General features: G+C 56.8%; 21 protein-coding genes and 3 tRNA genes. 19 read left to right on the top strand and 5 right to left on the bottom strand.

From position 1 onward, the window contains the following. Nucleotides 1-243 precede the first annotated feature (243 nt). Nucleotides 244-1,221, top strand: coding sequence for an elongation factor P--(R)-beta-lysine ligase (gene epmA, locus M2422_RS12545; protein ID WP_024907345.1), 978 nt, complete (start codon nucleotides 244-246; stop codon nucleotides 1,219-1,221). Nucleotides 1,222-1,265: 44 nt separating this feature from the next. Here epmA and mscM read toward each other — a convergent pair whose 3' ends face one another. The 3 genes from mscM to rsgA form a co-directional block, all read right to left on the bottom strand. Further along, nucleotides 1,266-4,589, bottom strand: a complete 3,324-nt coding sequence (gene mscM, locus M2422_RS12540; protein WP_039261016.1) for a miniconductance mechanosensitive channel MscM — start codon at nucleotides 4,587-4,589, stop codon at nucleotides 1,266-1,268. Nucleotides 4,590-4,608: 19 nt separating this feature from the next. Beyond that, a complete protein-coding gene (gene asd, locus M2422_RS12535; RefSeq protein ID WP_033144458.1) occupies nucleotides 4,609-5,577 on the bottom strand; it encodes an archaetidylserine decarboxylase in 969 nt (322 codons plus the stop codon). Nucleotides 5,578-5,674: 97 nt separating this feature from the next. Next, nucleotides 5,675-6,727 carry a small ribosomal subunit biogenesis GTPase RsgA gene (gene rsgA / locus M2422_RS12530; protein WP_023334242.1) on the bottom strand — a complete coding sequence of 351 codons (1,053 nt, stop codon included), beginning with the start codon at nucleotides 6,725-6,727 and terminating at the stop codon, nucleotides 5,675-5,677. Nucleotides 6,728-6,834: 107 nt separating this feature from the next. On the opposite strand from rsgA, the gene orn reads away from it, so the two are divergent. The 4 genes from orn (at nucleotide 6,835) to M2422_RS12510 (ending at nucleotide 7,877) form a co-directional block, all read left to right on the top strand. Then, entirely contained in the window at nucleotides 6,835-7,380 is a 546-nt protein-coding gene (gene orn, locus M2422_RS12525; RefSeq protein ID WP_023310130.1) for an oligoribonuclease, read from the top strand. 196 nt (nucleotides 7,381-7,576) lie between these two features. Next, nucleotides 7,577-7,652, top strand: a tRNA-Gly gene (locus tag M2422_RS12520). Nucleotides 7,653-7,689: 37 nt separating this feature from the next. Then, nucleotides 7,690-7,765: transfer RNA gene (locus M2422_RS12515), tRNA-Gly, on the top strand. Between the two features lie 36 nt (nucleotides 7,766-7,801). Then, nucleotides 7,802-7,877, top strand: a tRNA-Gly gene (locus M2422_RS12510). 270 nt (nucleotides 7,878-8,147) lie between these two features. On the opposite strand, the gene queG is transcribed toward M2422_RS12510, so the two are convergent. After that, nucleotides 8,148-9,287, bottom strand: a complete 1,140-nt coding sequence (gene queG / locus M2422_RS12505; RefSeq protein WP_064673121.1) for a tRNA epoxyqueuosine(34) reductase QueG — start codon at nucleotides 9,285-9,287, stop codon at nucleotides 8,148-8,150. On the opposite strand from queG, the gene nnr reads away from it, so the two are divergent. The 14 genes from nnr (at nucleotide 9,286) to rlmB (ending at nucleotide 25,066) form a co-directional block, all read left to right on the top strand. Beyond that, entirely contained in the window at nucleotides 9,286-10,809 is a 1,524-nt protein-coding gene (nnr, locus tag M2422_RS12500) for a bifunctional ADP-dependent NAD(P)H-hydrate dehydratase/NAD(P)H-hydrate epimerase (protein WP_064673122.1), read from the top strand. The two genes, queG and nnr, sit on opposite strands and share 2 nt — an antisense overlap. Next, the gene (gene tsaE, locus M2422_RS12495) at nucleotides 10,802-11,263 is read left to right on the top strand and encodes a tRNA (adenosine(37)-N6)-threonylcarbamoyltransferase complex ATPase subunit type 1 TsaE (RefSeq protein ID WP_013095283.1); all 462 of its coding nucleotides are present in this window, start codon (nucleotides 10,802-10,804) and stop codon (nucleotides 11,261-11,263) included. Before nnr ends, tsaE begins: the two co-directional genes overlap by 8 nt. Nucleotides 11,264-11,279: 16 nt before the next feature. Further along, nucleotides 11,280-12,620: an N-acetylmuramoyl-L-alanine amidase AmiB gene (gene amiB / locus M2422_RS12490; RefSeq protein WP_033144462.1), complete on the top strand. Its 1,341-nt coding sequence runs from the start codon at nucleotides 11,280-11,282 to the stop codon at nucleotides 12,618-12,620. A 9-nt stretch (nucleotides 12,621-12,629) separates the two neighbouring features. Beyond that, nucleotides 12,630-14,474 carry a DNA mismatch repair endonuclease MutL gene (gene mutL, locus M2422_RS12485; RefSeq protein WP_064673123.1) on the top strand — a complete coding sequence of 615 codons (1,845 nt, stop codon included), beginning with the start codon at nucleotides 12,630-12,632 and terminating at the stop codon, nucleotides 14,472-14,474. After that, complete coding sequence (gene miaA, locus M2422_RS12480) at nucleotides 14,467-15,417, top strand: tRNA (adenosine(37)-N6)-dimethylallyltransferase MiaA (protein ID WP_064673124.1); 951 nt, start codon at nucleotides 14,467-14,469, stop codon at nucleotides 15,415-15,417. The genes mutL and miaA overlap by 8 nt, the downstream gene beginning before the upstream one ends. Before the next feature lie 85 nt (nucleotides 15,418-15,502). Beyond that, nucleotides 15,503-15,814, top strand: coding sequence for an RNA chaperone Hfq (gene hfq, locus M2422_RS12475; protein WP_023334248.1), 312 nt, complete (start codon nucleotides 15,503-15,505; stop codon nucleotides 15,812-15,814). A gap of 74 nt (nucleotides 15,815-15,888) precedes the next feature. Next, nucleotides 15,889-17,169, top strand: coding sequence for a ribosome rescue GTPase HflX (gene hflX, locus M2422_RS12470; protein WP_023310136.1), 1,281 nt, complete (start codon nucleotides 15,889-15,891; stop codon nucleotides 17,167-17,169). 56 nt (nucleotides 17,170-17,225) lie between these two features. Then, entirely contained in the window at nucleotides 17,226-18,485 is a 1,260-nt protein-coding gene (gene hflK / locus M2422_RS12465; RefSeq protein ID WP_024907334.1) for an FtsH protease activity modulator HflK, read from the top strand. Between the two features lie 2 nt (nucleotides 18,486-18,487). Further along, complete coding sequence (hflC, locus tag M2422_RS12460) at nucleotides 18,488-19,492, top strand: protease modulator HflC (RefSeq protein ID WP_023334250.1); 1,005 nt, start codon at nucleotides 18,488-18,490, stop codon at nucleotides 19,490-19,492. A gap of 71 nt (nucleotides 19,493-19,563) precedes the next feature. Beyond that, nucleotides 19,564-19,761 carry a DUF2065 domain-containing protein gene (locus M2422_RS12455; RefSeq protein ID WP_003855996.1) on the top strand — a complete coding sequence of 66 codons (198 nt, stop codon included), beginning with the start codon at nucleotides 19,564-19,566 and terminating at the stop codon, nucleotides 19,759-19,761. Nucleotides 19,762-19,865: 104 nt separating this feature from the next. Further along, a complete protein-coding gene (locus M2422_RS12450; RefSeq protein WP_024907332.1) occupies nucleotides 19,866-21,164 on the top strand; it encodes an adenylosuccinate synthase in 1,299 nt (432 codons plus the stop codon). Nucleotides 21,165-21,356: 192 nt separating this feature from the next. Beyond that, the gene (gene nsrR, locus M2422_RS12445; protein WP_023334253.1) at nucleotides 21,357-21,782 is read left to right on the top strand and encodes a nitric oxide-sensing transcriptional repressor NsrR; all 426 of its coding nucleotides are present in this window, start codon (nucleotides 21,357-21,359) and stop codon (nucleotides 21,780-21,782) included. 38 nt (nucleotides 21,783-21,820) lie between these two features. Next, nucleotides 21,821-24,265, top strand: a complete 2,445-nt coding sequence (gene rnr / locus M2422_RS12440) for a ribonuclease R (RefSeq protein WP_023310140.1) — start codon at nucleotides 21,821-21,823, stop codon at nucleotides 24,263-24,265. Nucleotides 24,266-24,331: 66 nt separating this feature from the next. Beyond that, nucleotides 24,332-25,066, top strand: coding sequence for a 23S rRNA (guanosine(2251)-2'-O)-methyltransferase RlmB (gene rlmB, locus M2422_RS12435; RefSeq protein ID WP_010427468.1), 735 nt, complete (start codon nucleotides 24,332-24,334; stop codon nucleotides 25,064-25,066). A 90-nt stretch (nucleotides 25,067-25,156) separates the two neighbouring features. Here rlmB and M2422_RS12430 read toward each other — a convergent pair whose 3' ends face one another. Continuing rightward, on the bottom strand, nucleotides 25,157-26,431 hold the full coding sequence (locus M2422_RS12430; RefSeq protein ID WP_033144467.1) for an MFS transporter: 1,275 nt from the start codon (nucleotides 26,429-26,431) through the stop codon (nucleotides 25,157-25,159). Nucleotides 26,432-26,460 lie beyond the last annotated feature (29 nt).

Raw genomic sequence — 26,460 nt, 5'->3', positions numbered from 1 at the left:
ACGATTGCGAAAGCGTTTCCACTGCTCCTTTATGGGTAAAACAGTATAACCGTGTAGATGTCAGGGAAATTTGACGTGTTCGATTTTTTTGCTGTTCTGTACGGCGATTTATTATGAAGATTGATGAAATACGTCACGAAAAAGTTCACCTAAATGAAATGCCCTTTTTTACTGCGCAAAATTTGTCTCTGCCCCTGCTAACGAGTAGACTTCGTGCCCTTGTCTGAAATCGGAGAACAACTCATGAGCGAAACGGCCACCTGGCAGCCGAGCGCATCCATCCCTAATCTGTTAAAACGCGCTGCAATTATGGCGGAGATCCGCCGTTTCTTTGCCGACCGCGGAGTCCTGGAGGTGGAAACGCCGTGCATGAGTCAGGCAACGGTAACGGATATTCATCTGGTGCCGTTTGAAACCCGTTTTGTTGGCCCCGGCCACTCTCAGGGCATGAATTTGTATCTGATGACCAGCCCGGAATACCACATGAAACGCCTGCTGGCGGCGGGATGTGGCCCGGTGTATCAGCTGTGCCGCAGCTTCCGTAATGAAGAGATGGGGCGTCACCACAACCCGGAATTCACCATGCTGGAGTGGTACCGCCCGCATTATGATATGTACCGCCTGATGAATGAGGTGGACGATCTGCTCCAGCAGGTGCTGGACTGCTCGGAAGCCGAAACGCTCTCCTATCAGCAGGCTTTCCAGCGCCATCTGGAAATCGATCCGCTGTCGGCGGACAAAACCCAGCTGCGCGAAGTGGCAGCAAAACTGGATCTGAGCAACGTGGCGGATACCGAAGAGGATCGCGACACGCTGCTGCAGCTGCTGTTCACTTTTGGCGTTGAACCGCAGATTGGCAAAGACCGTCCGACCTTTGTCTATCACTTCCCGGCAAGCCAGGCGTCGCTGGCGCAGATCAGTACCGAAGATCATCGTGTCGCAGAGCGTTTTGAGGTCTATTACAAAGGCATCGAGCTGGCGAACGGCTTCCACGAACTGACGGATGCCCGCGAGCAGCAGCAGCGCTTCGAGCAGGATAACCGCAAGCGCGCCGCGCGCGGTCTGCCGCAGCAGCCTATTGATGTGAATTTGCTTGAAGCATTAAAAGCAGGTCTGCCGGATTGCTCCGGCGTGGCGCTGGGTGTTGACCGTCTGGTGATGCTGGCCCTGGGCGCAGAGCAGCTTGGCGATGTGATTGCGTTTACCGTAGATCGCGCCTGACGGCAGTTTACCCTCTCCCGCGGGAGAGGGTTGCCCCGCTTACCTTACAAACTTCCCGCCGGGCGCGTACGCGCCGCTGACGTCAGCGTTCTTCCCGTTTTACGCCCGTCCAGGCTTTCGAGACGCATCTGGAACGGTGGGAACGGCATATCAATACCGTGCTCGCGGAAGCCCGCCAGAATCAGCTGGTGGATCTCATGGCGCAGCGGCATACGGTGTCCCATTTCGGCGGCGTAGATGCGCAGCTCGAAAATCTGGATCCCCTGCTGTAAATCCACAAGGAATACTTCCGGCGCCGGGTTGTCGATTACCAGCGAACAGCGCTCAGCGGCAGTGTAGAGGATCTGGGTGACCTCTTCGCTGTTGGCGTCCGACGGCGCCGGTACCGTCAGCACCACGCGGGTAACGGAGTCTGACAGCGACCAGTTGATGAACTGCTCGGTAATAAACGCCTTGTTTGGCACGATGATCTCTTTGCGATCCCAGTCGCTGATCGTCGTCGCGCGGGTGTTGATCTTCGTGATGCTGCCGGTCAAATCGCGGATCGTTACGGTATCGCCAATACGGATCGGTTTTTCGAACAGAATGATCAGGCCAGAGATGAAGTTGGCGAAGATCTCCTGTAAACCAAAACCTAACCCTACACCAAGGGCCGCCACCAGCCACTGCAGCTTCGACCACTCAATACCGATCATCGAGAAGCCAACCAGCCCGCCAAACAGCATGATCAGATATTTGGTAATGGTCGTAATCGCATAGCCTGTACCCGGCGTTAAATCCAGATGCTGCAGCAGCGCAAGCTCCAGCAGCGCCGGGAAGTTGCGTACCAGCTGCGTGGTGATGATCAGCACCAGAATGGCAATCAGCACCGCCCCTAAGGTAATCGGCTCCAGGCTTTCAACACCCTGCACCGTAGACGTCACGTCCCAGAGCGAGATGTTCTCCAGGAAGCCAAACGCGGAGTGGATCTCTGACCAGAGGAAGATCACCGACAGGAGGGCAATCAGCATCAGGATGGAACGAACCAGGCGCAGGGACTGGGTACTGATGGCATCCAGATCCAGTTCGACTTCGTCCGCTTCCGTTGTGCCTTCCGTACTGTTGACGTGGTTTGGCTCTTCCTCACCCCGCGCGCGCTGGGCGAGGATCTCCGCCCGGCGATGCTTGGCACGATCGAAGGCCAGACGGCGGCGCTGGATCAGCATCCAGCGGCGGATCACGTGGTACACCACCAGCAGCAGGAACCAGATGGCCACCGAGGTTTCCAGCCGCGCCAGCAGCGCCTGCGCGGTTGCCAGATAGCCTACCGCTGCTGCCAGCATCGCAAACAGCGGCGCGCTAAGCAGCAGGTTCCAGAGCAGCCGGTTGAACATGTTTTCGCCGCTGCCGGATTTATCGAGATAGAGCGGAATACCCGCGCGTTTCAGGCTGAGCGTAACGATGGCCAGCGCCCCGCATATCAGCATAAAGCAGAGGCGCCCCAGCGAGCCTGAGAACTCCCGGTCGTTGAGATTATCGAACATGATCAGCGCCATAATCAGCGGCACAATCAGCCCGATGCTCATCAGGTAGTAACGCATGGCGCGCGCGACGCGATTACGCGGCCAGCCAAAGTGGGTGATGAACAGGCCATTGGGGCGCGCGAAGGTGGCGCAAATCATGACCACCCACAGCAGCGGCACCGTGGCGGTGACGCCATCGCCAATCGCGACCGCGAGCGGATAGGGCCAGGCTTCCCGCAGGCCATACCCCAGCGTCATCCACAGCACCGGCAGCGGAGAGGCGACAAGAATCGACCAGAATACGGTGCGCAACGTCAGCCAGAAGTGATCCTGGGTGACTTTCCCGACCCGGGAGCTGGAACGCTCCAGGAAGCGGGTGAAATGTCTGCGCGAGTAAATGCTGAAGCCCACCAGAATCAACGCCCCCAGCAGCGGGAAAATGGTCTCTTTGCTGGTAAACATCATCACGCTGGCCTGTCCCAGCTGGCTGACGGTGTCCAGCGAAATCAGGCGGCGCAGGTCCTGGACAATCTCAATCGGCCACGAGAAGGTCATCGGACGCACGTCGGACGTCCAGAAGAGATAACGGTGCGTAGCCTCGTTCACCTCTTTCAGCGCATCTTCCAGCTGGCTATTGGAGACTTTTAGCTTGGTCAGCTCCAGAATCAGCGTATCCCCGCCCTGGAGCAGAGAGTTCAGCAGTTCACGCTGGGTACGCAGCTGGGCTTCCAGAATACGGTTTTGCTCGCTGGTCAGGGGCTGTCCGTCAGCCTGACGGATCTGGCGGATTTGCGGCTGTTTATTGAGAAGATCTTCAAAGTGCAGTCGCTGAACGCGCAGCTGGGCCATCTCGGTATCCAGCTGTTGCGGCTTCGGCATTTCCGGCAGGCGCGCGACCTGGGCACGTAACGCTTCGCCCAGCAGGTTTGATGATCCGAGCCACTGGGACTGCTCGCGCAGGGTGTTGAGCGCCTGGCGAACCTGCAGGGTTTGATTGGTGGCCTGACGCTGCTGCGAGGCAACCAGATCCATGCGCTGCGCCTGCTGGTTCAGCGCGGCAGAAAGCTCGCGGTTGACCCTGAATTGTTCGTTGATACCGGCAGGCAGGTTTTCGCTGTTTTCCGCCAGCAGTTCGGTGCTTTCAAGGGCACGCTCGGCTTCGCGCTGACGCTGGCTGTTAAGCTGATTGCGCAGGGCCTGGAGATACGCATCCAGCTGCTCGCTCTGCTTCTGAGCGAGTTCAGAGCGCATCCGCGACAGCTCCTGGCGGTTATTGGCGGAAAGCTGCGCCAGCTCCAGCTCATCGACAAGGGCCTTCAGGCGAGCCGATTCTGCCTGCAGGCCCAGATTTTGAGCCTGAGCCTGTGGCGTATTGCCGCTTTGCGTACCCACGCGACGCTCAACCTCATTAAGCTGGCGGCGGGCGTCGGTTTGCTGTTGCGGAAGCTGGCTGAGGGAGTCGGCAATTTCACGCGCTCGCTCCTGCTCCTGCTGGGCAAGGCGGCTCTTTTCCAGAAGCTGGCTGCTGACCTGCAGGATCTCCTGGTTCAGGGCGTCGGAGGTCATGCCTGCGGGCACGTCGCGCGGTTCGTCACGCAGATTATTGAGCTGCGCGCGCAGCGTCTGCGAGAGTTTGGGGAAGTTGTCGATAACCTGCTGATACTGCTGAGCGCGCTCAAGAGAGCCTTTTCGCTCCTCAAGCGCGTTCAGGGCAGCCTGGAGCGACTCGACGGTCTCTGGCTGAGCGGGTTTGGCCGCTTTTGCCTGCTCCAGTTCCTGGGTTATCTGTTTGGCGTCGGGGGCTGTCGCTGCGTACGCCCCCATGCTGAGGCACCAGGCCATCAGTAGAACGATAATCGGGCGCACGTCAGCGATCCTTCTGTTGTTAGCCTTCGTCTTTTTTGTCGTCAACCAGCGGGCTGGCGTCGTGCTCGGCGTTGATCTCTTCCTGCGGTAGCGGCGCTGGTTCTGCATCCGGCGTAACGAAGGTTTCGGTAGAGACCGCCAGCGGCTGGCCCAGTTTGGTGACCGACAGGCTTTCGAGCTGTTCAGCCAGCTTCACTTTGCCCGGCGCAAACAGGTTGATTACGGTAGAGCCCAGCTTGAAGCGACCCATCTCCTGACCTTTCAGCAGGGCCACCGAGCCTTCCGCTTCACCGGCAGGCCAGGTCCAGCGTTTGATCACGCCTTCGCGCGGTGGGGTGATGGTGCCCGCCCAGACGGTTTCGATGCTGCCTACGATGGTCGCACCCACCAGAATCTGCGCCATAGGGCCAAATTCAGTATCGAACAGACAGATGACGCGCTCGTTGCGGGCAAACAGGTTCGGCACGTTCTGCGCGGTCAGGTGGTTTACGGAGAACAGGTCGCCCGGGACGTAAATCATTTCACGCAGGATACCGTTACACGGCATGTGCACGCGATGGTAGTCGCGCGGTGAAAGATAGGTGGTGGCAAACGTACCGTTGCGGAACAGATCCGCCATCAGGTAGTTACCCGCCAGCAGCGCTTCCAGACTGTAGTTATGGCCCTTCGCCTGCAGGATTTTGTCGTCTTCGATATTACCCAACTGGCTGATCACGCCGTCTGCCGGCATCACCAGGACGTTAGGGTCGGTGTTCAGCGGGCGCACTTCGTCACGCAGCGGGCGTACGAAGAACTCGTTGAAGGTGCGGTAGCTGGCGGTATCCGGCTTCTGCGCCTCTTTCATATCGACCTTGTAATATTTTACGAAAAGGTCGATGACCAGTTTGGTCAGCCAGCCCGCGCGTTTGCTTGCGCCCCAGCCCGCCAGGCGAGTGAGCCACAGTTTTGGCAGAATGTATTGAAGCGAAAGTTTAAATGCGTTTAACAAGGTAGCCTCCAGGCCATTGTTTTGTCGTTCCTGATCCGGCGTTAAGCCGCCGGAACCTGAAAAAAGGGGACGATTTTAGCGATGCTTAGCTTAGTTGTCAGTTATCAGAATCAGAAAAGTTTTTACGCGTTTTTACGTCTTCCATGCTCTCAAGAATGCGGTGGTAATTCTCGAAGCGGGTTTCCGCGATCTCGCCTTTCTCAACCGCTTCACGGATAGCGCAGCCTGGGTCGTTATCGTGCTTACAGTCGCGGTATTTACAGGCGCCTAAATAATCATGGAATTCGACAAATCCGTTAAAGATTTGTTCCGGCTCAAGGTGCCACAAACCGAACTCACGCACCCCCGGGGAGTCGATCACGTCGCCGCCGTGCGGGAAATGATACAGACGCGAGGCGGTGGTGGTGTGCTGGCCCAGGCCAGAGACGTTGGACACATCGTTGGTCAGGATCTCTTGCTGGAGGCCGAGCAGGTTGTTCAGCAGGCTCGATTTACCCACGCCGGACTGGCCAGCAAAGATGCTGATGCGGTCGGTCAGCGCCTCTTCCAGCGGTTTAAGGCCATCTTTGGTGTGGCTGGAGACCATCAGCACGCGGTAACCAATCTTGCGGTAGATATCCATCTGCTCATTCACGAAGGCCATGCCGTCGTCATCCAGCAGATCGATTTTGTTCAACACGATAATCGGTTCAACCTGCAGCGTTTCGCAGGCGACGAGATATCGGTCGATAATGTTGAGCGAAAGTTCGGGCAAAATCGCCGATACGATAACAATCTGGTTAATGTTGGCAGCAATGGGTTTGACCCCGTCGTAGAAATCGGGACGGGTTAACACGGACGTGCGCTCATGAACCGCTTCAACGATACCTTTTACCGTAACGCCTTCCGCCGCCTCTTTACCCGGTCGCCAGACCACGCGATCGCCGGTAACCAGTGAACGGATGGTGCGACGGATATTGCAACGGTGAATATCCCCGTCGGCGGATTCGACATCGGCATGCATACCGAAACGGCTGATGACTACGCCTTCTGTCGCTTCACCAAACAGGTTGTCGTCATAATCCGGCTTCTCCGAAGTGGTTTTAAGACGGCGCTGGTGGTTGGCGTTTACGCGGCGCTGCTGCCCTTTGGAGAGTTTATTTTTACTCAATCGCGCTGGCTCCTGGTCGCCCGTAAGGGGCAAAACCTCTATGATACACTCTAATTAATACTAGTTAACCTGCTACTGCCGGTTATGCGAGAAGGGTGGAAAATAACATGAGCGCGGATGAAAACAACCTGATTTGGATCGATCTCGAAATGACCGGGCTGGATCCCGAGCGCGATCGCATCATTGAAATTGCAACGCTGGTGACGGACGCTAACCTGAATATCCTGGCTGAAGGGCCAACGATTGCGGTGCATCAGTCCGACGACCAGCTGGCTTTGATGGATGAATGGAACGTGCGCACCCACACCGGCAGTGGCCTGGTAGAGCGCGTGAAGGCGAGCACGTTCGGCGATCGCGAGGCGGAGCTGGCGACGCTTGAGTTCCTGAAACAGTGGGTTCCGGCAGGCAAATCGCCTATCTGTGGAAATAGCATCGGCCAGGATCGCCGTTTCCTGTTTAAGTACATGCCGGAGCTGGAGTCATATTTCCACTACCGCTATCTGGATGTCAGCACCCTGAAAGAGCTGGCGCGTCGCTGGAAGCCTGAAATCCTCGACGGCTTCAAAAAGCAGGGGACTCACCAGGCGATGGACGATATCCGTGAGTCTGTGGCGGAGCTTTCCTACTACCGCGAAAACTTTATTAAGCTGTGATTTTGCGATCCGGCGCCTTGCGTGGCCGGGTTTTTGTCGTTAAATTGTTCAGCTTGCCGATTAATTAAGCATTTGAACTTAATTTCGAAAAAATCGCTTTAAGGGGGGTTGCAGCTAAAAGGATTTCTCGTATAATGCGCCTCCCGTAACGACAGAGAATTACACGTTACGACAGCAACAAAAGCAGTGCAGATTTGCGGGAATAGCTCAGTTGGTAGAGCACGACCTTGCCAAGGTCGGGGTCGCGAGTTCGAGTCTCGTTTCCCGCTCCAAAATTTGAAAAGTGCTTCCAAAGCACGGACCACCCAAGCGGGAATAGCTCAGTTGGTAGAGCACGACCTTGCCAAGGTCGGGGTCGCGAGTTCGAGTCTCGTTTCCCGCTCCAAAATTTGAAAGTGCTTCTAAAGCACGGACCACCCAAGCGGGAATAGCTCAGTTGGTAGAGCACGACCTTGCCAAGGTCGGGGTCGCGAGTTCGAGTCTCGTTTCCCGCTCCAAATTCTTCTTCATCTCTAAAATATCCACAGCGAAAAGAGTCGTTGGGGACGTTTTCTATTGTCTCTGAAATACTCTTGTGAACAGAGTTATCCACAGAAACTACGCTTAACCGTAACAGGGTTAAAACTTAGCAGGGTGAATAATATCTTTGTAACGCGCTGTATTTAGTAAATAAATTTTCATTTCAAAATGTTATTGAGATCACTTGACCTCTTCTCCAGCCCAGATGGCGCTTGAGTTTGTAATTTTATTCACAGGCTGTGAATAGTTCAGGCATCCCGCGTAAGCCCTTTTTCAATCACCCGCACCAGACGCTGTTTCTTCGGTAGCTGCACCTCGATCGTGCAGGCATTACGCTTCTCTATTTGCTGCGCAATCGCCCATTCTATGTGTTCATCAAGAAGTGGGTGCTCACCTTTACGGCTTTCAAGCGCCCGAATATTCGCTTCATCCCACGGGGCATTACCCAGCGCGACGGCAACATTACGCAGCCAGCGCAGATGACCGATACGGCGAATGGCCGAACCTTCCGTCACTTTCAGGAACCAGGCTTCGGTCCAGGCGAATAACTCAACCAGCTGCGGCGCATGCAGCGCCTTACGCGGGCTGAAATCCTCTTCGTCCGTGAGCTGCGAATAGCGGTTCCACGGGCAGATCAGCTGGCAGTCGTCGCAGCCGTAGATGCGGTTGCCGATAAGTGGTCGAAATTCCTCTGGAATGGCCCCTTCCAGTTCGATAGTGAGGTAGGAGATGCAGCGGCGCGCATCAACGGTGTAAGGCTCGACGATGGCACCCGTCGGACAGATGGTCATGCAGGCCACGCAGCGTCCGCAGCCTTCCTCTACCGGGCCGTCTACCGGCAATGGTAAATCAATCAGCAGTTCACCCAGGAAGAAAAACGATCCGGCGTCGCGGCTGAGGATAAGTGAGTGCTTACCTGTCCAGCCAAGCCCGGCTTTTTCGGCGATCGGGCGCTCAAGAATAGGCGCAGAATCGACAAAGGGTCTAAAATTCAGCGAAACACAGTGCTGCTGAATAGTTTCCCCGAGTTTTTTTAAACGGTTACGCAAGAGCTTATGGTAATCACGGCCCAGAGCGTACCGGCTGACGTAACCCAGAGAGGGATTTTTTAGCGTGCGCGCAAAGGCCGCGTTGGCGGGCAGATAATTCATGCGCACGCTGATGACGCGTAATGTGCCCGGCAAAAGCTCGTGAGGGCGGGCGCGCATCATGCCATGACGCGCCATCCACTCCATTTCGCCGTGGTATTGTTTGTCCAGCCAGGCCTGCAGTTTCGGCTCGCTGGCGGAGAGGTCGGTATCGGTAATGCCCACCTTCTGGAAGCCAAGCTCAGCACCCCACTGTTTAATTTTTTGCGCTAATTCATTGAGATCGAGGGGCTGTGACATGACGGACCATACGGTGAAGAAAAACCCCGCAAGTATACCACATTCCATCTGGCATGCGGATGACCTCCGGCGCGCCGAAAAAGAGGCCGCAGACAGCCTCGGGATTACCCTTTATGAACTGATGCTGCGCGCGGGTGAGGCGGCGTTTAACGTTGCCCGCAGCGCGTACCCTCATGCCGCCCACTGGCTGATTCTGTGCGGTCACGGCAATAACGGCGGCGACGGCTACGTTGTCGCCCGTTTGGCGGTTGCGGCAGGTATCCGCGTGACGTTGCTGGCCCTGGAGAGCGATAAACCGCTGCCGGAAGAGGCCAGCGCGGCCCGGGAGGCGTGGCTTAACGCAGGCGGTGTGATTCATGCGCCTGATATCGTCTGGCCGGAAGAGGTGGATCTGATTGTTGATGGTCTGCTGGGTACCGGGCTACGCAGTGCGCCTCGCGAGAACATTGCCGCCCTTATTGAACACGCTAACGGACATTCCGCGCCGGTCGTTGCCCTGGATATTCCCTCAGGCCTGATCGCACAAACCGGCGCGACGCCGGGAGCGGTGATTCAGGCTGCACATACGGTAACCTTCATCGCCCTCAAGCCGGGGCTACTGACCGGTAAAGCACGAGACGTTGTTGGCGTGCTGCACCACCATGCGCTGGGGCTGGAGAGCTGGCTGTCCGGGCAGGAAACGCACCTCGCGCGTTTTGATGCTTCGCAGCTTGCGGCGTGGCTCCCGCCGCGCCGGCAGACGTCCCATAAGGGCGATCACGGCAGGCTGGTGATTATTGGCGGCGATCATGGTACGGCAGGTGCAATTCGCATGACCGGCGAGGCGGCTCTGCGCAGCGGTGCCGGATTAGTGCGAGTACTCACTCGCATTGAGAATATTGCGCCGATCGTTAGGGCCCGACCGGAGCTGATGGTCCATGAGCTTACGCCTCAGGCGCTTGAAGAAAGTCTGGAATGGGCGGACGTGGTGGTGATTGGCCCCGGGCTTGGGCAGCAGGCATGGGGTAAACAGGCCCTGCAAAAGGTCGAGAATTTTCGTAAACCGATGCTGTGGGATGCCGACGCGCTTAACCTTCTGGCAATAAACCCCGATAAGCGTCACAATCGCATTCTGACGCCACACCCCGGCGAAGCCGCGCGCCTGCTTAACTGCAGCGTGGCAGAAATTGAAAGCGATCGCTTACTTTCTGCTCAGCGTCTGGTAAAACGTTACGGAGGTGTTGCTGTTTTGAAAGGGGCAGGAACCGTTGTCGCCAGTGACGAGACGCAGGGCATTATTGATGCCGGAAATGCGGGCATGGCAAGCGGCGGCATGGGCGATGTGCTTTCCGGCATCATTGGCGCATTGCTTGGACAGAAACTTCCCCTTTATGATGCAGCCTGCGCGGGCTGCGTGGCCCACGGTGTCGCGGCGGATAAACTGGCCGCGCGTTACGGTACACGCGGCATGCTGGCCACCGATCTTTTTTGCACGCTGCGGCGTGTTGTTAACCCGGATGTGATTGACGTAGAAAATGACTAATCGAGCGATTCCTTTACCTGATGAACAAGCCACTTTAGAACTCGGCAAGCGCGTGGCGCAGGCCTGTCAGGGGGCAACCGTCATTTATCTGTATGGTGATTTAGGTGCGGGTAAAACCACCTTCAGCCGGGGTTTTTTGCAGGCGTTAGGGCATAACGGGAATGTGAAAAGCCCAACCTACACGCTGGTAGAACCGTACACCCTTGAAAATCTCATGGTGTACCACTTCGATTTATACCGCCTTGCGGATCCTGAGGAGCTGGAATTTATGGGGATCCGTGATTATTTTGCCAACGACGCCATTTGCCTGGTGGAGTGGCCGCAACAAGGTGCGGGTGTGCTGCCTGACCCGGATGTCGAAATTCACTTAGATTACCAGGCACAAGGGCGTGAGGCGCGCATCAGTGCTGTTTCCTCATCAGGCAGTTCCTTACTGGCGCGACTGGCCGGTTAAGCGTAGGGATGACGGGATGATAAATCGCGTTAAAGGTTGGTTGTTGGCTGCCACCGTGCTGCTGTGCGCGCAGGCCGGGGCTGCAAACCTCTCAGATATTCAGGTATCAAACGGCGAAAGCCAGGCCCGGATCACGTTCAGCTTTATGGGCGACCCTGAATATGCGTTCTCACAGCCAGACAGCCACAGCGTGGCGCTGGATATCAAACAAACAGGCGTGATCCAGGGGTTACCGCTGCGGTTCAGCGGTAATAATCTGGTGAAAAGTATCCGTTCGGGAACGCCGCAGGATAGCCAGTCGTTACGCCTGGTGGTTGATCTGACCGAAAAGGGCAAAACGAAGGCGGTGAAGCAGCAAAACGGGGCGAACTATACGGTGGTGTTTACCATCAATGCCGACGCGCCGCCACCGCCTCCACCGCCGCCGGTCGTAGCGAAGCGCGTGGAAGAACCGGTGTATACGCCGCGTCCTTCTGAACCTGCGCGTAATCCGTTTAAATCGCAGAACGATCGCATTACTGCGGCAACCAGCAGCAATACGGTGACGCGTCCGGCGGCCAGCGCGCGACGCGCGACGGTCAGCGGTGACAAAGTGATTATCGCCATTGATGCGGGCCACGGCGGGGAAGACCCGGGGGCGATTGGCCCTGGCGGCACGCGAGAGAAAAACGTCACTATCGCTATCGCGCGTAAACTGCGTTCGCTACTCAATGACGACCCCATGTTTAAAGGCGTGTTGACCCGCGACGGGGATTACTTTATCTCCGTAATGGGACGCTCGGACGTGGCGCGTAAGCAAAACGCGAACTTCCTGGTCTCTATTCATGCGGACGCCGCACCGAATCGTAGCGCCACCGGCGCCTCGGTTTGGGTGCTGTCGAACCGTCGCGCTAACAGCGAAATGGCCAACTGGCTGGAAGAGCACGAGAAGCAGTCTGAACTGTTAGGCGGCGCGGGCGACGTGCTGGCGAACAGCCAGTCCGATCCGTACCTCAGCCAGGCGGTGCTGGATTTACAGTTCGGTCATTCGCAGCGCGTCGGGTATGATGTCGCCACTAACGTATTGAACCAGCTGCAAAGCGTTGGCGTGCTGCATAAGCGCCGTCCGGAACATGCAAGCCTCGGCGTTCTGCGCTCCCCGGATATTCCGTCCATCCTTGTAGAGACGGGCTTTATCAGTAACAACGGTGAAGAGCGTCTGTTGGGAAGCGACAGTTACCAGCAGCAAATTGCCGAAGCGATTTATAACGGTTTACGTAAATATTTTGAGGCGCATCCTCTGCAGTCTGCGCCGCAGAGCGGCTCAGCACAGACGGCCAGCGCAGCGCTGCCGGGTGAGATGACCGCGACCAACTAAGGAGCATTCATGCCGATTCAGGTTCTACCGCCGCAGCTCGCGAACCAAATCGCCGCCGGTGAGGTGGTGGAACGCCCTGCGTCGGTGGTGAAGGAGCTGGTGGAAAACAGCCTCGATGCGGGCGCAACCCGCATCGATATTGATATCGAACGCGGTGGCGCGAAGCTTATCCGCATTCGCGACAACGGCTGTGGCATTAAAAAAGAGGAGCTGGCGCTGGCGCTGGCTCGTCACGCCACCAGTAAAATCGCCTCTCTGGACGATCTGGAAGCGATTATTAGCCTCGGTTTTCGCGGCGAAGCGCTGGCCAGTATCAGCTCGGTTTCGCGCTTAACGCTGACCTCCCGTACCGCTGAACAGCAGGAAGCCTGGCAGGCTTACGCCGAAGGGCGCGATATGGATGTGACGGTCAAACCCGCGGCGCACCCTGTCGGCACGACGCTGGAAGTCCTGGATCTGTTCTACAACACCCCCGCCCGACGCAAGTTTATGCGTACCGAGAAGACCGAGTTCGGCCATATCGACGAGATCATTCGCCGTATCGCGCTGGCCCGTTTCGATGTCGCCATCAACCTCAGCCATAACGGTAAGGTGATGCGCCAGTACCGCGCGGTGGCGGAAGGTGGACAGAAAGAGCGTCGCCTGGGCGCTATCTGCGGGACGCCGTTTCTGGAACAGGCTCTGGCCATTGAGTGGCAGCACGGCGATCTGGCTTTACGCGGCTGGGTTGCCGATCCAAACGCGAGCAGTGCTGCGTTCTCTGAAATTCAGTATTGCTACGTGAACGGGCGCATGATGCGCGATCGTCTCATCAATCACGCGATTCGCCAGGCCTGCGAAGACAAACTCGGGGCCGATCAGCAGCCAGCTTTCGTCCTTTATCTGGAAATCGACCCCCATCAGGTGGATGTAAACGTTCATCCTGCCAAGCATGAGGTGCGTTTCCACCAGTCGCGTCTGGTTCACGACTTCATTTATCAGGGCGTGGCCGCCGTGTTGCAGCAGCAGGCAGCGCCAACGCTGCCGCTGGAGAACGACGCCCCTGCGCCGCGTCCGCTGCCTGAAAACCGTGTAGCGGCAGGGCGCAACCATTTTGCTGAGCCTGCCGTCGCGCGTGAACCGGAAGCTCCGCGTTTCTCCCAGGCCGGGAGCGCACCGCGTCCAACGGGCGCGAACTACCCGAATGCCCAGCCGGGCTATCAGAAGCAGCAGGGAGCGTTGTACCGCAAGCTGCTGGAAACGCCCGCCGTGGAGCGAAAAGAGCACATTCAGCCCGCTCAGCCTTCTCTGGACGGCCATAGCCAGAGTTTTGGCCGGGTGCTGACGATTATCGCGCCGGATATGGCGCTGCTTGAGCGTGACGGCAAACTGATGCTTCTGGCCCTGCCGGTCGCCGAACGCTGGCTCAAGCAGGTGCAGCTTACGCCAGGCGAAAATGCAGCCTGCGCGCAGCCGTTATTAATTCCGGTTCGCCTGAAAATATCCCCTGATGAAACGAGGGTATTGCAGCGCGCAGAGCCGCAGCTGGCGCAAATGGGTATTGAAACCGTGCTCGAACCACAACATGTGACAATTCGTGCAGTGCCTTTACCCTTACGCCAACAAAATTTACAAAACTTGATTCCTGAACTGATAGGCTACCTGGCGCAGCAAACGTCGTTTGATGCCGCCAACACCGCGCAGTGGATCGCCCGCCATCTGGCAAGCGAACACGCGACGTGGAGTATGGCGCAGGCCATTAGCGTGCTGGCGGAGGTAGAACGCCTCTGTCCGCATCTGGTGAAAACGCCGCCGGGTGGGTTATTACAACCTGTTGATTTACAAACGGCGATGAACGCCCTGAAACATGATTGACGCAAGTAAGGCGAGCCTGCCTAAGGCAATTTTTTTAATGGGCCCAACGGCCTCCGGCAAAACGGCGCTAGCCATTGAGTTGCGTAAAGTTTTGCCTGTAGAGTTGATTAGCGTCGACTCCGCCCTCATCTACCGGGGGATGGACATCGGCACGGCGAAGCCTGACGCAGAAGAGTTGCGTGCGGCGCCGCACCGTTTGCTCGATATTCTCGACCCGGCTCAGGCCTATTCCGCAGCGGATTTCCGCCGGGATGCCTTAGCCGAGATGGTCGAGATAACGGCGGCGGGACGTATACCGCTGTTGGTTGGCGGAACCATGCTCTATTTCAAGGCGTTGCTGGAAGGGTTGTCACCTCTGCCATCCGCGGATCCGGAAATAAGAGCGAAAATTGAGCAGCAGGCGGCAGAGCAAGGTTGGGACGTTTTGCATCAGCAACTGGCGGAGATTGACCCGGTTGCTGCAGCACGGATCCATCCAAATGATCCGCAAAGGCTTTCCCGGGCACTGGAAGTTTTTTTCATTTCGGGTAAAACTTTAACGGAACTGACGCAAACGTCAGGAGACGCTCTGCCGTATCAGGTGCATCAGTTCGCCATCGCCCCGGCGAGCCGTGAACTGCTCCATCAGCGAATTGAGCAGCGTTTTCATCAGATGTTAGCTTCAGATTTTGAAGCAGAAGTGCGGGCGCTATTTGCCCGTGGAGATTTGCATACGGACATGCCTTCCATTCGTTGTGTGGGATATCGCCAGATGTGGTCGTATCTTGAAGGTGAGATTTCATACGATGAAATGGTTTATAGAGGTGTTTGCGCCACGAGACAGTTAGCGAAGCGCCAGATCACCTGGTTGCGCGGTTGGGAGGGGGTTCACTGGTTAGACAGTGAAAAACCGCAACAGGCGTTAAACGAAGTGATTGAGGTTGTTGGTGATATCGCTCACTGAATGTGTACAATTGAGACGTATCGTGCGCAATTTTTCAGAATCGCAAGGTTCTAAGTACAAAACAAGCATATAAGGAAAAGATAGAATGGCTAAGGGGCAATCTTTACAAGATCCGTTCCTGAACGCATTGCGTCGGGAACGTGTTCCAGTTTCTATTTATTTGGTGAATGGTATTAAGCTGCAAGGTCAGATTGAGTCTTTCGATCAGTTTGTGATTCTGTTGAAAAACACGGTCAGTCAGATGGTCTACAAGCACGCTATTTCTACTGTTGTTCCGTCCCGTCCGGTATCTCATCACAGCAATAACGCTGGCGGCGGCACTGGTAGTAACTACCATCATGGCAGCAGCGCGCAGGGTTCTTCAACGCCGGCGCAGGACAGCGACGAGACCGAATAAGGTTTCGCACTGTTATCCACACGGGGAGCCAGGGATCCTGCGTTCCCCGCTGATCTTTTTAGAGAGGTTTACGCTTGTTTGACCGTTATGATGCCGGTGAGCAGGCGGTGCTGGTACACATCTATTTTTCGCAAGACAAAGATATGGAAGACCTCCAGGAGTTTGAATCTCTGGTCTCTTCCGCCGGTGTCGAAGCAATGCAGGTGATTACCGGTAGCCGTAAAGCGCCGCACCCAAAGTATTTTGTTGGTGAAGGTAAAGCAGTCGAAATTGCGGATGCCGTAAAAGCAACCGGCGCGTCAGTCGTGTTGTTTGATCATGCGCTGTCTCCAGCCCAGGAGCGCAACCTGGAAGCCCTTTGCGAATGCCGTGTTATCGATCGCACGGGTTTGATTTTAGATATTTTTGCTCAGCGTGCACGTACCCACGAAGGGAAACTGCAGGTTGAGCTGGCGCAGCTGCGCCATCTGGCAACGCGTCTGGTGCGTGGCTGGACACACCTTGAAAGACAAAAAGGCGGGATTGGTTTGCGCGGCCCGGGTGAAACCCAGCTCGAAACCGACCGTCGTTTGCTGCGTGGCCGAATTACCCAGATCCTTTCACGTCTGGAACGTGTAGAGAAACAGCGCGAACAGGGGCGTCGGGCGCGAACCAAAGCCGATATCCCGACGGTGTCGCTGGTGGGCTATACCAACGCCGGTAAATCCACCCTGTTTAACCAGATAACCGAGGCCCAGGTGTATGCCGCAGACCAGCTGTTTGCGACCCTGGACCCTACGCTGCGCCGTATTGACGTCGCAGACGTCGGTGAAACGGTGCTGGCGGATACCGTAGGGTTTATCCGCCACCTGCCGCATGACCTGGTGGCGGCGTTTAAAGCCACCCTGCAGGAGACGCGACAGGCGACTCTGCTGCTGCACGTGATTGATGCGGCAGACGTGCGCGTGCAGGAGAACATCGACGCGGTGAACGTGGTGCTCGAAGAGATCGACGCCCACGAGATCCCAACGCTGTTGGTCATGAATAAGATCGATATGCTGGACGATTTCGAACCGCGTATCGACAGAGATGAAGAAAACAAACCGATTCGGGTCTGGCTTTCTGCCCAGACTGGTATTGGTGTGCCACTGCTTTTCCAGGCTTTGACAGAACGTCTTTCCGGTGAGGTAGCTCAGCACACGCTGCGACTGCCGCCACAGGAAGGCAGGCTGCGCAGCCGGTTTTATCAGCTTCAGGCGATAGAAAAAGAGTGGATGGAGGATGACGGCAGCGTGGGGATGCAGGTGCGTATGCCGATCGTTGACTGGCGTCGCCTCTGTAAACAAGAACCTGCGCTGGTCGACTATATCGTCTGATCAGAAAGGGGATGCCTGAATAATTCGCCCTTGCATAACAAATATGGAGCATATACATGGCGTGGAATCAGCCCGGTAATAACGGACAAGACCGCGACCCGTGGGGAAGCAGCAAACCTGGCGGCAACTCTGAGGGAAATGGCAACAAAGGTGGTCGCGAGCAGGGGCCGCCGGATCTGGATGATATCTTCCGCAAACTGAGCAAGAAGCTTGGTGGCCTTGGCGGAGGAAAAGGTTCTGGCTCGGGTGGCAATTCCACTCAGAGCTCGCGCCCGCCAATGGGTGGCCGCGTAGTGGGCATCGTGGCCGCTGCGGTAGTCATCATCTGGGCAGCCAGCGGGTTCTACACCATTAAAGAAGCAGAACGCGGCGTAGTCACCCGTTTCGGTAAGTTCAGCCATCTGGTTGAGCCGGGTCTGAACTGGAAGCCGACCTTCATTGACGATGTGACCGCGGTAAACGTGGAATCCGTCCGTGAACTGGCCGCCTCTGGCGTGATGCTGACCTCTGACGAAAACGTGGTGCGCGTTGAGATGAACGTGCAGTACCGCGTGACCGATCCTGAGCGTTATCTGTTTAGCGTGACCAGCGCCGATGACAGCCTGCGTCAGGCGACCGACAGCGCCCTGCGCGGTGTGATCGGTAAATACACCATGGACCGTATTCTGACCGAAGGTCGTACCGTTATTCGTAGCGATACCCAGCGCGAGCTGGAAGAGACCATTCGTCCGTACAACATGGGTATTACCCTGCTGGACGTCAACTTCCAGGCTGCGCGTCCGCCGGAAGAGGTGAAAGCCGCATTTGACGATGCGATTGCTGCCCGTGAAAACGAACAGCAGTACATCCGTGAAGCAGAAGCGTACACCAACGAAGTTCAGCCACGCGCTAACGGTCAGGCGCAGCGTATTCTGGAAGAAGCGCGCGCGTATAAAACGCAGACCATCCTGGAAGCTCAGGGTGAAGTGGCCCGCTTTGCGAAGATCCTGCCGGAATATAAAGCGGCACCGGAAATTACCCGTGAGCGTCTCTATATCGAGACCATGGAAAAAGTGCTGAGCCATACCCGCAAAGTGTTGGTTAACGACAACAAAGGCGGAAACCTGATGGTTCTGCCGCTGGATCAGATGCTGAAAGGCAGTTCTGCGCCAGCAGCGAAAGGCGACACCAGCGGCGCGAACAACCTGCTGCGTCTGCCGCCAGCCTCAACAGGCAGCGCCAGCACGAACACAACGCCTTCTTCGAACGATGGTGACATTATGGACCAACGCCGTGCTAACGCGCAGCGTAACGACTACCAGCGTCAGGGGGAATAAGGATGCGTAAGTCAGTTATTGCGATCATCGTCATCGTACTGGTCGCGCTTTATACCTCGATCTTTGTGGTGAAAGAAGGCGAGCGAGGGATCAAGTTCCAGTTCAGCAGCGTCGTGCGTGATGGCGACAAACGCCCGGTGATTTACGAGCCGGGTCTGCACTTCAAGGTACCGTTTATTCAGTCCGTGAAAACGCTTGATGCGCGTATCCAGACCATGGATAACCAGGCCGACCGTTTCGTGACCAAAGAGAAGAAAGACCTGATCGTTGATTCCTATATCAAATGGCGCATCAGCGATTTCAGCCGTTACTTCCTGGCAACGGGCGGCGGCGACGTTTCTCAGGCAGAAGTGCTGCTGAAACGTAAGTTCTCTGACCGCCTGCGTTCCGAGATTGGTCGTCTGGATGTGAAAGACATCGTGACCGACTCCCGTGGTCGTCTGACCCTGGAAGTACGCGATGCGCTGAACTCCGGTACAGCGGGCACTGAAGACGAAGTTTCAACGCCGGCAGCAGATGATGCGATTGCCAAAGCGGCTGAACGCGTTCAGGCGGAGACCAACGGTAAAGTGCCGGTGATCAACCCGAACAGTATGGCTGCGCTGGGTATCGAAGTCGTTGACGTGCGTATTAAGCAGATCAACCTGCCAGTTGAAGTGTCCGAGGCGATTTACAACCGTATGCGCGCCGAGCGTGAAGCGGTAGCCCGTCGTCACCGTTCACAGGGCCAGGAAGAGGCTGAGAAGCTGCGTGCCGCAGCGGACTACGAAGTCACCAAGACGCTGGCGGAATCTGAGCGCCAGGGCCGTATCCTGCGCGGTGAAGGCGATGCCGAAGCGGCGAAGCTGTTCGCCGATGCCTTCAGCCAGGATCCTGACTTCTACGCCTTTATCCGTAGCCTGCGCGCTTACGAGAATAGCTTCCAGAGCAACCAGGATGTGATGGTGCTCAGCCCGGACAGCGATTTCTTCCGTTATATGAAGACGCCGACTAACGCAACGCGATAAACTCAGGCTCGTTTGAGTATTCAAACCACCGCTCCCAACGGAGCGGTGGTTTTCTTTTATAGGGAATAAAAATGAATTCAACGATCTGGCTCGCACTGGCCCTGGTCCTGGTGCTGGAAGGTCTTGGACCGATGCTTTATCCGCGTGCCTGGCGCCGAATGATCGCCACGATGAGTCAGCTGCCGGATAATATTTTGCGTCGTTTTGGCGGCGGTCTTGTGGTTGCGGGCATCGTGATCTACTACATGTTGAGGAAAACGATTGGCTGATCAAAAAGTAGGCGCAATCGGCGTATTTTGAGGTCAAAAAGTGCTGTATATCTGAAAAAGCGATGGTAGAATCCATTTTTAAGCAAACGGTGATTTTGAAAAAAATGGGTAACAACGTCGTCGTACTGGGCACCCAATGGGGTGACGAAGGTAAAGGGAAGATTGTTGATCTTCTGACTGAACGGGCTAAATATGTTGTACGCTACCAGGGCGGTCACAACGCAGGCCATACTCTCGTAATCAACGGTGAAAAAACCGTCCTCCATCTTATTCCATCAGGCATTCTTCGTGATAACGTCACCAGCATCATCGGTAACGGCGTTGTGCTGTCTCCTGCTGCGCTGATGAAAGAGATGAAAGGTCTGGAAGACCGTGGTATCCCTGTTCGTGAGCGTCTGCTGCTCTCCGAAGCCTGCCCGCTGATCCTGGATTATCACGTGGCGCTGGACGTAGCGCGTGAGAAAGCGCGCGGCGCGAAAGCGATCGGCACCACCGGTCGTGGTATCGGTCCGGCTTACGAAGATAAAGTAGCACGTCGCGGTCTGCGCGTGGGCGACCTCTTCGACAAAGCAACCTTCGCTGAAAAACTGAAAGAAGTGATGGAATATCACAACTTCCAGCTGGTGAACTTCTACAAAGCTGACGCTGTTGACTACCAGAAAGTGCTGGATGACGTCATGGCGATCGCTGACATTCTGACCGGTATGGTTGTTGACGTGTCCGATCTGCTGGACCAGGCGCGCAAGCGTGGCGATTTCGTCATGTTCGAAGGTGCGCAGGGTACGCTGCTGGACATCGACCACGGTACCTATCCGTACGTAACGTCCTCTAACACCACTGCAGGTGGCGTGGCGACCGGCTCTGGCCTGGGTCCACGTTATGTGGATTACGTACTGGGCATCATCAAAGCGTACTCCACTCGCGTGGGTGCGGGTCCATTCCCGACCGAGCTGTTTGATGAAACCGGCGAGTTCCTGTGCAAGCAGGGTAACGAGTTTGGCGCGACCACCGGTCGTCGTCGTCGTACCGGCTGGCTGGATGCGGTTGCAGTGCGTCGCGCAGTGCAGATCAACTCCCTGTCTGGCTTCTGCCTGACCAAGCTGGACGTACTGGACGGCCTGAAAGAAGTGAAAATCTGCGTAGGCTACCGTATGCCAGATGGCCGCGAAGTGACCACTACTCCGCTGGCTGCTGACGACTGGGAAGGCATTGAGCCAATCTACGAAACCATGCCGGGCTGGTCTGAGACCACTTTCGGTGTGAAAGAGCGTAGCGGCCTGCCGCAGGCGGCGCTGGATTACATCAAGCGTATTGAAGAACTGACCGAAGTGCCGATCGATATTATTTCTACCGGCCCGGATCGTACTGAAACGATGATCCTGCGCGACCCGTTCGACGCATAATCTTCGTGACTGCTGGCCTGCGGGGAGACCCGTAGGCCGGATAAGCGTAGCGCCATCCGGCGACCGCTCCTGGATCTCCGCTTTTTCGCCCCGTCTGTCAAATAAATTAGCCGCTCACTATCTGGCTGGTTTATCATCATTAATGAATATCTCTGCGGTTTGACCGCGTTTTCCCTTTTTCCTGAGGTTGATGTGCAGTTAACAAGTTTCACCGATTACGGCTTACGTGCGCTGATTTACATGGCGTCGTTACCCGAGGGGAAGATGACCAGTATCTCTGAAGTGACAGAGGTCTACGGCGTATCCCGTAATCATATGGTCAAAATAATCAATCAACTTAGTCGTGCCGGATACGTTGCTGCCGTCCGCGGGAAGAATGGTGGGATCCGTCTCGGTAAACCGGCACAGAGTATTCGTGTTGGCGATGTGGTACGTGAACTGGAGCCGCTTTCTCTGGTGAACTGCAGCAGCGAGTTCTGCCACATCACGCCCGCTTGCCGCCTGAAAAAGGCGCTTTCAAAGGCCGTGCAAAGTTTTCTCATGGAACTGGATAACTACACGCTGGCCGATTTGGTTGAAGAGAATCAACCGCTTTATAAATTATTGCTGGTGGAATGAAGAAAATTTCCACCGGAGCTGACAACGGAGGAACCGACATGTCACATGATCCTTTCCAGGAACGCGAAGCCGAAAAATACGCGAATCCTATTCCCAGCCGCGAGTTCATCATTGAACACTTAACAAAACGCGAAAAACCCGCCAATCGTGAAGAACTTGCCGTTGAATTAAACATTGAAGGTGAAGAGCAAATTGAAGCCCTTCGCCGCCGCCTGCGCGCGATGGAGCGTGACGGGCAGCTGGTCTTTACCCGCCGCCAGTGCTACGCGCTGCCAGAACGCCTCGATCTGCTGAAAGGGACCGTCATTGGTCACCGCGATGGCTTCGGCTTCCTGCGCGTGGAAGGCCGTAAGGACGATCTGTACCTCTCATCTGAACAGATGAAAATGTGCATCCACGGCGACCAGATCCTGGCGCAGCCGCTGGGCGCTGACCGTAAAGGCCGCCGCGAAGCGCGCGTGGTACGCGTTCTGGTGCCAAAAACCAGCCAGATCGTCGGCCGCTATTTTACCGACGCGGGTGTGGGCTTCGTGGTGCCGGACGACAGCCGTCTGAGCTTCGACATCCTTATCCCACCTGAAGAGGTGATGGGTGCCCGCATGGGCTTTGTGGTGGTGGTGGAACTCACCCAGCGCCCAACCCGTCGCACCAAAGCGGTAGGTAAAATCGTCGAAGTACTGGGCGATAACATGGGCACCACGATGGCCGTTGATATGGCATTGCGCACCCATGAAATTCCGTACATCTGGCCGAAAGCGGTTGAAGATCAGATCGAAAGCCTGCGCGAAGAAGTGCCGGAAGAGTCCAAAGTGGGCCGCGTGGATCTGCGCTCCCTGCCGCTGGTCACTATCGACGGCGAAGACGCCCGCGACTTTGATGACGCCGTCTACTGCGAGAAAAAACGCGGTGGTGGCTGGCGCCTGTGGGTCGCTATCGCTGACGTAAGCTATTACGTCCGTCCGCACACCCCGCTGGATAACGAAGCCCGCAGCCGCGGTACCTCGGTCTACTTCCCGTCCCAGGTCGTGCCGATGCTGCCGGAAGTGCTGTCTAACGGCCTGTGTTCCCTGAACCCGCAGGTTGACCGCCTCTGTATGGTTTGCGAGATGACCATCTCCACCAAAGGGCGCTTAACCGGCTACAAGTTCTACGAAGCGGTGATGAGCTCGCACGCGCGTCTGACCTATACCAAGGTCTGGCATATGCTGCAGGGCGACCAGGATCTGCGCGAGCAGTACGCGCCGCTGGTCAAACACATCGAAGAGCTGCATAACCTCTACAAAACGCTGGATCAGGCGCGGGAAGAGCGCGGCGGGATCTCGTTTGAGAGCGAAGAAGCGAAATTCATCTTCAACGCCGAACGCCGCATTGAGCGTATCGAGCAGACCCAGCGTAACGACGCGCACAAGCTGATCGAAGAGTGTATGATCCTGGCGAACATCTCGGCGGCACGATTCGTTGAAAAAGCCAAAGAGCCTGCGCTGTTCCGTATTCACGATAAGCCGACCACGGAAGCCATTACGTCGTTCCGCTCCGTGCTGGCTGAACTGGGTCTGGAACTGCCCGGGGGCAACAAGCCAGAGCCGCGCGATTACGCTGAGCTGCTGGAGTCTATTGGCGACCGTCCTGACGCAGAAATGCTGCAGACGATGCTGTTACGCTCTATGAAGCAGGCGATTTACGATCCGGAAAACCGCGGACACTTCGGCCTGGCGCTGCAGTCTTACGCCCACTTTACGTCGCCGATCCGTCGTTATCCTGACCTCTCTCTGCACCGTGCGATCAAGTATCTGCTGGCGCAGGAGCAGGGCCATAAAGGGAACACCACCGAAACCGGTGGCTACCACTATTCGATGGAAGAGATGCTGCAGCTGGGTCAGCACTGCTCCATGGCCGAACGTCGTGCCGATGAAGCAACACGCGACGTGGCGGACTGGCTGAAGTGTGACTTTATGCTCGATCAGGTCGGTAACGTCTTTAAAGGCGTGATTGCCAGCGTGACCGGCTTTGGTTTCTTCGTTCGTCTGGACGAGCTGTTCATCGACGGTCTGGTGCACGTCTCCAGCCTGGATAACGACTACTACCGCTTCGACCAGGTCGGCCAGCGCCTGATTGGCGAATCTGGCGGCCAGACCTACCGTCTGGGCGACCGTGTGGAAGTGAAGGTCGAAGCCGTGAATATGGACGACCGTAAGATCGACTTCAGCCTGATCTCCAGCGAGCGCGCGCCGCGTAACGTCGGTAAAACCGAGCGTGAAAGGGCGAAAAAAACCGGTAACGGTAAACCGGGCGGCGGTAAACGTCGTCAGGCGGGCAAGAAGGTAAACTTCGAACCGGACAGCGCGTTCCGCGGCGAGAAGAAACAGAAGCCGAAGGCGGCGAAGAAAGAAGCCCGTTCAGCGAAAAAACCTTCCGCGAAAACGCAGAAAATCGCTGCCGCCACCAAAGCGAAGCGCGCGGCCAAGAAAAAGCAGGCGGAGTAAATTCTCCCCTCAACCTGACCCTCTCCCCAGCGGGGGGAGGGGAAATACTTATTACGAGAACCATCAATGAGTGAAATGATTTACGGCATCCACGCGGTGCAGGCCCTTCTCGAGCGCGCACCGGAGCGTTTTCAGGAAGTGTTTATTCTGAAAGGGCGTGAAGATAAGCGTCTGATGCCGCTGATCCACGCCCTGGAAGCGCAGGGCGTGGTGATCCAGCTGGCGAATCGCCAGTTCCTGGATGAGAAAAGCGAAGGCGCGGTCCACCAGGGGATCATTGCCCGCGTGAAGCCGGGTCGTCAGTATCAGGAAAACGATCTGCCGGATCTGATTGCCGAGCTGGATAACCCGTTCTTCCTGATCCTCGATGGCGTTACCGATCCGCACAACCTCGGCGCGTGCCTGCGCAGCGCCGATGCGGCGGGCGTGCACGCGGTGATCGTGCCGAAAGATCGCTCCGCGCAGCTGAACGCGACGGCGAAGAAGGTGGCCTGCGGCGCGGCGGAAAACGTTCCGCTGATCCGCGTGACCAACCTGGCGCGCACTATGCGTCTGCTGCAGGAAGAGAATATCTGGATCGTCGGTACCGCCGGTGAAGCGGATCATACTCTGTACCAGAGCAAAATGACCGGCCGTCTGGCGCTGGTGATGGGTGCGGAAGGCGAAGGCATGCGTCGTCTCACCCGCGAGCACTGCGACGAGCTAATTAGCATCCCGATGGCGGGCAGCGTATCGTCCCTGAACGTTTCCGTTGCGACGGGTATCTGCCTGTTTGAAGCGGTGCGTCAGCGCGGAGAATAAACAGCAAGGCCGTCCACAGGACGGCCTTTTGTGTTTTCTCCCTCTCCCCGTTGGAGAGGGGCTGGGTGAGGGCACCTGATGGTGACAACCTCACTCCTCCAGTGACCGCAAATGGTCGTCCTTCCTCAGCGTCATCAGCGCGAAAATACTCACTACCGCCGTCGCCATCACGTAATACGCCGGAATATCCAGGTTGCCCGTCTGCTTAATCAGCCCGGTAATGATTAACCCTGCGCATCCCGAGAAGATCGCGTTCGACAACGAGTAGGCCAGCCCCAGCCCCGTATAGCGCACGCGCGTCGGGAACATCTCAGATAGCATCGCCGGGCCCGGACCCGCCAGCATGCCCACCAGACCGCCCGCAATCAGCACCACAACAGCCTTCACCGCTAGCGTGCTGGACTCCGCCTGCAGGATTTTCAGCAGCGGCAGGGCGAGGATCAGCAGCAGCGCGGTGGCGAGAATCATCACCGTGCGGCGCCCTATCCGGTCACTCAGGATCCCCGACGGAATGATGGTCAGCGCAAAACCAATATTTGAAATCACCGCTATCAACAGCGCCTGGTTGAACCCGGTGTGCAGCGCCGACTGCAGATAGGTCGGCATAATCACCAGGTAGGTATACCCCGCCGCAGACCAGACCATGACGCGCCCAATTCCCATCACGATGGCCCGGAGCGTGGCGGCAGTATCCGCCTGAGCGACAGCCGGTTTATCCTGCTGCTGCACAAAGCTCGGTGTCTCTTCCATACTGACGCGAAGCCACAGCGCCACAACGCCCATGGGCAGCGCCAGGAAGAACGGAATGCGCCAGCCCCAGTCGTGCAGGGCTTCAGGCGTGAGAAGGGTGGAGAGCAGCGCCACGATGCCTGCGCCCGCCAGCAGCCCCAGCGCCACGGTAAAGGACTGCCACGCGCCATAGAGCCCACGCTTGCCGCGCGGGGCGAACTCCGTCATCAGCGAGACCGCGCCGCCGTACTCGCCGCCCGCGAACAGCCCCTGCAGGATGCGTAGCAGCGTAATAATCAGCGGCGCGGCAATCCCGATGCTGGCGTAGACCGGCACAACGCCGATGGCGGCGGTAGCGAGCGTCATTAGCACTAGCACAATGATTAGCGTCGGCTTACGGCCAATCCGGTCGCCGATGCGGCCAAACACCACCGCACCCAGCGGGCGGAAGAAGAAGGCGATGGCAAACGAGGCGTAGGTGAGGATCAGGCTGGTCAGCCCCGCCTCTCCTTCAAGCTGGAAGAAGTTTTTCGCAATGACGGTCGCCAGAAAACCGTAGACCGCAAACTCATACCACTCGATAAAGTTACCAATGGAGCCTGCAATTAATGCTCGCTTGTGCGCGTCCGGTTGCATAACGATCCTCACTTAAGGTGTAAGAATAA

It is taken from the genome of Enterobacter sp. SLBN-59 (assembly GCF_024807915.1).
Classification (GTDB): Bacteria; Pseudomonadota; Gammaproteobacteria; order Enterobacterales; family Enterobacteriaceae; genus Enterobacter; species Enterobacter asburiae_B.
This window is presented reverse-complemented; position numbering and strand designations above follow the sequence as displayed.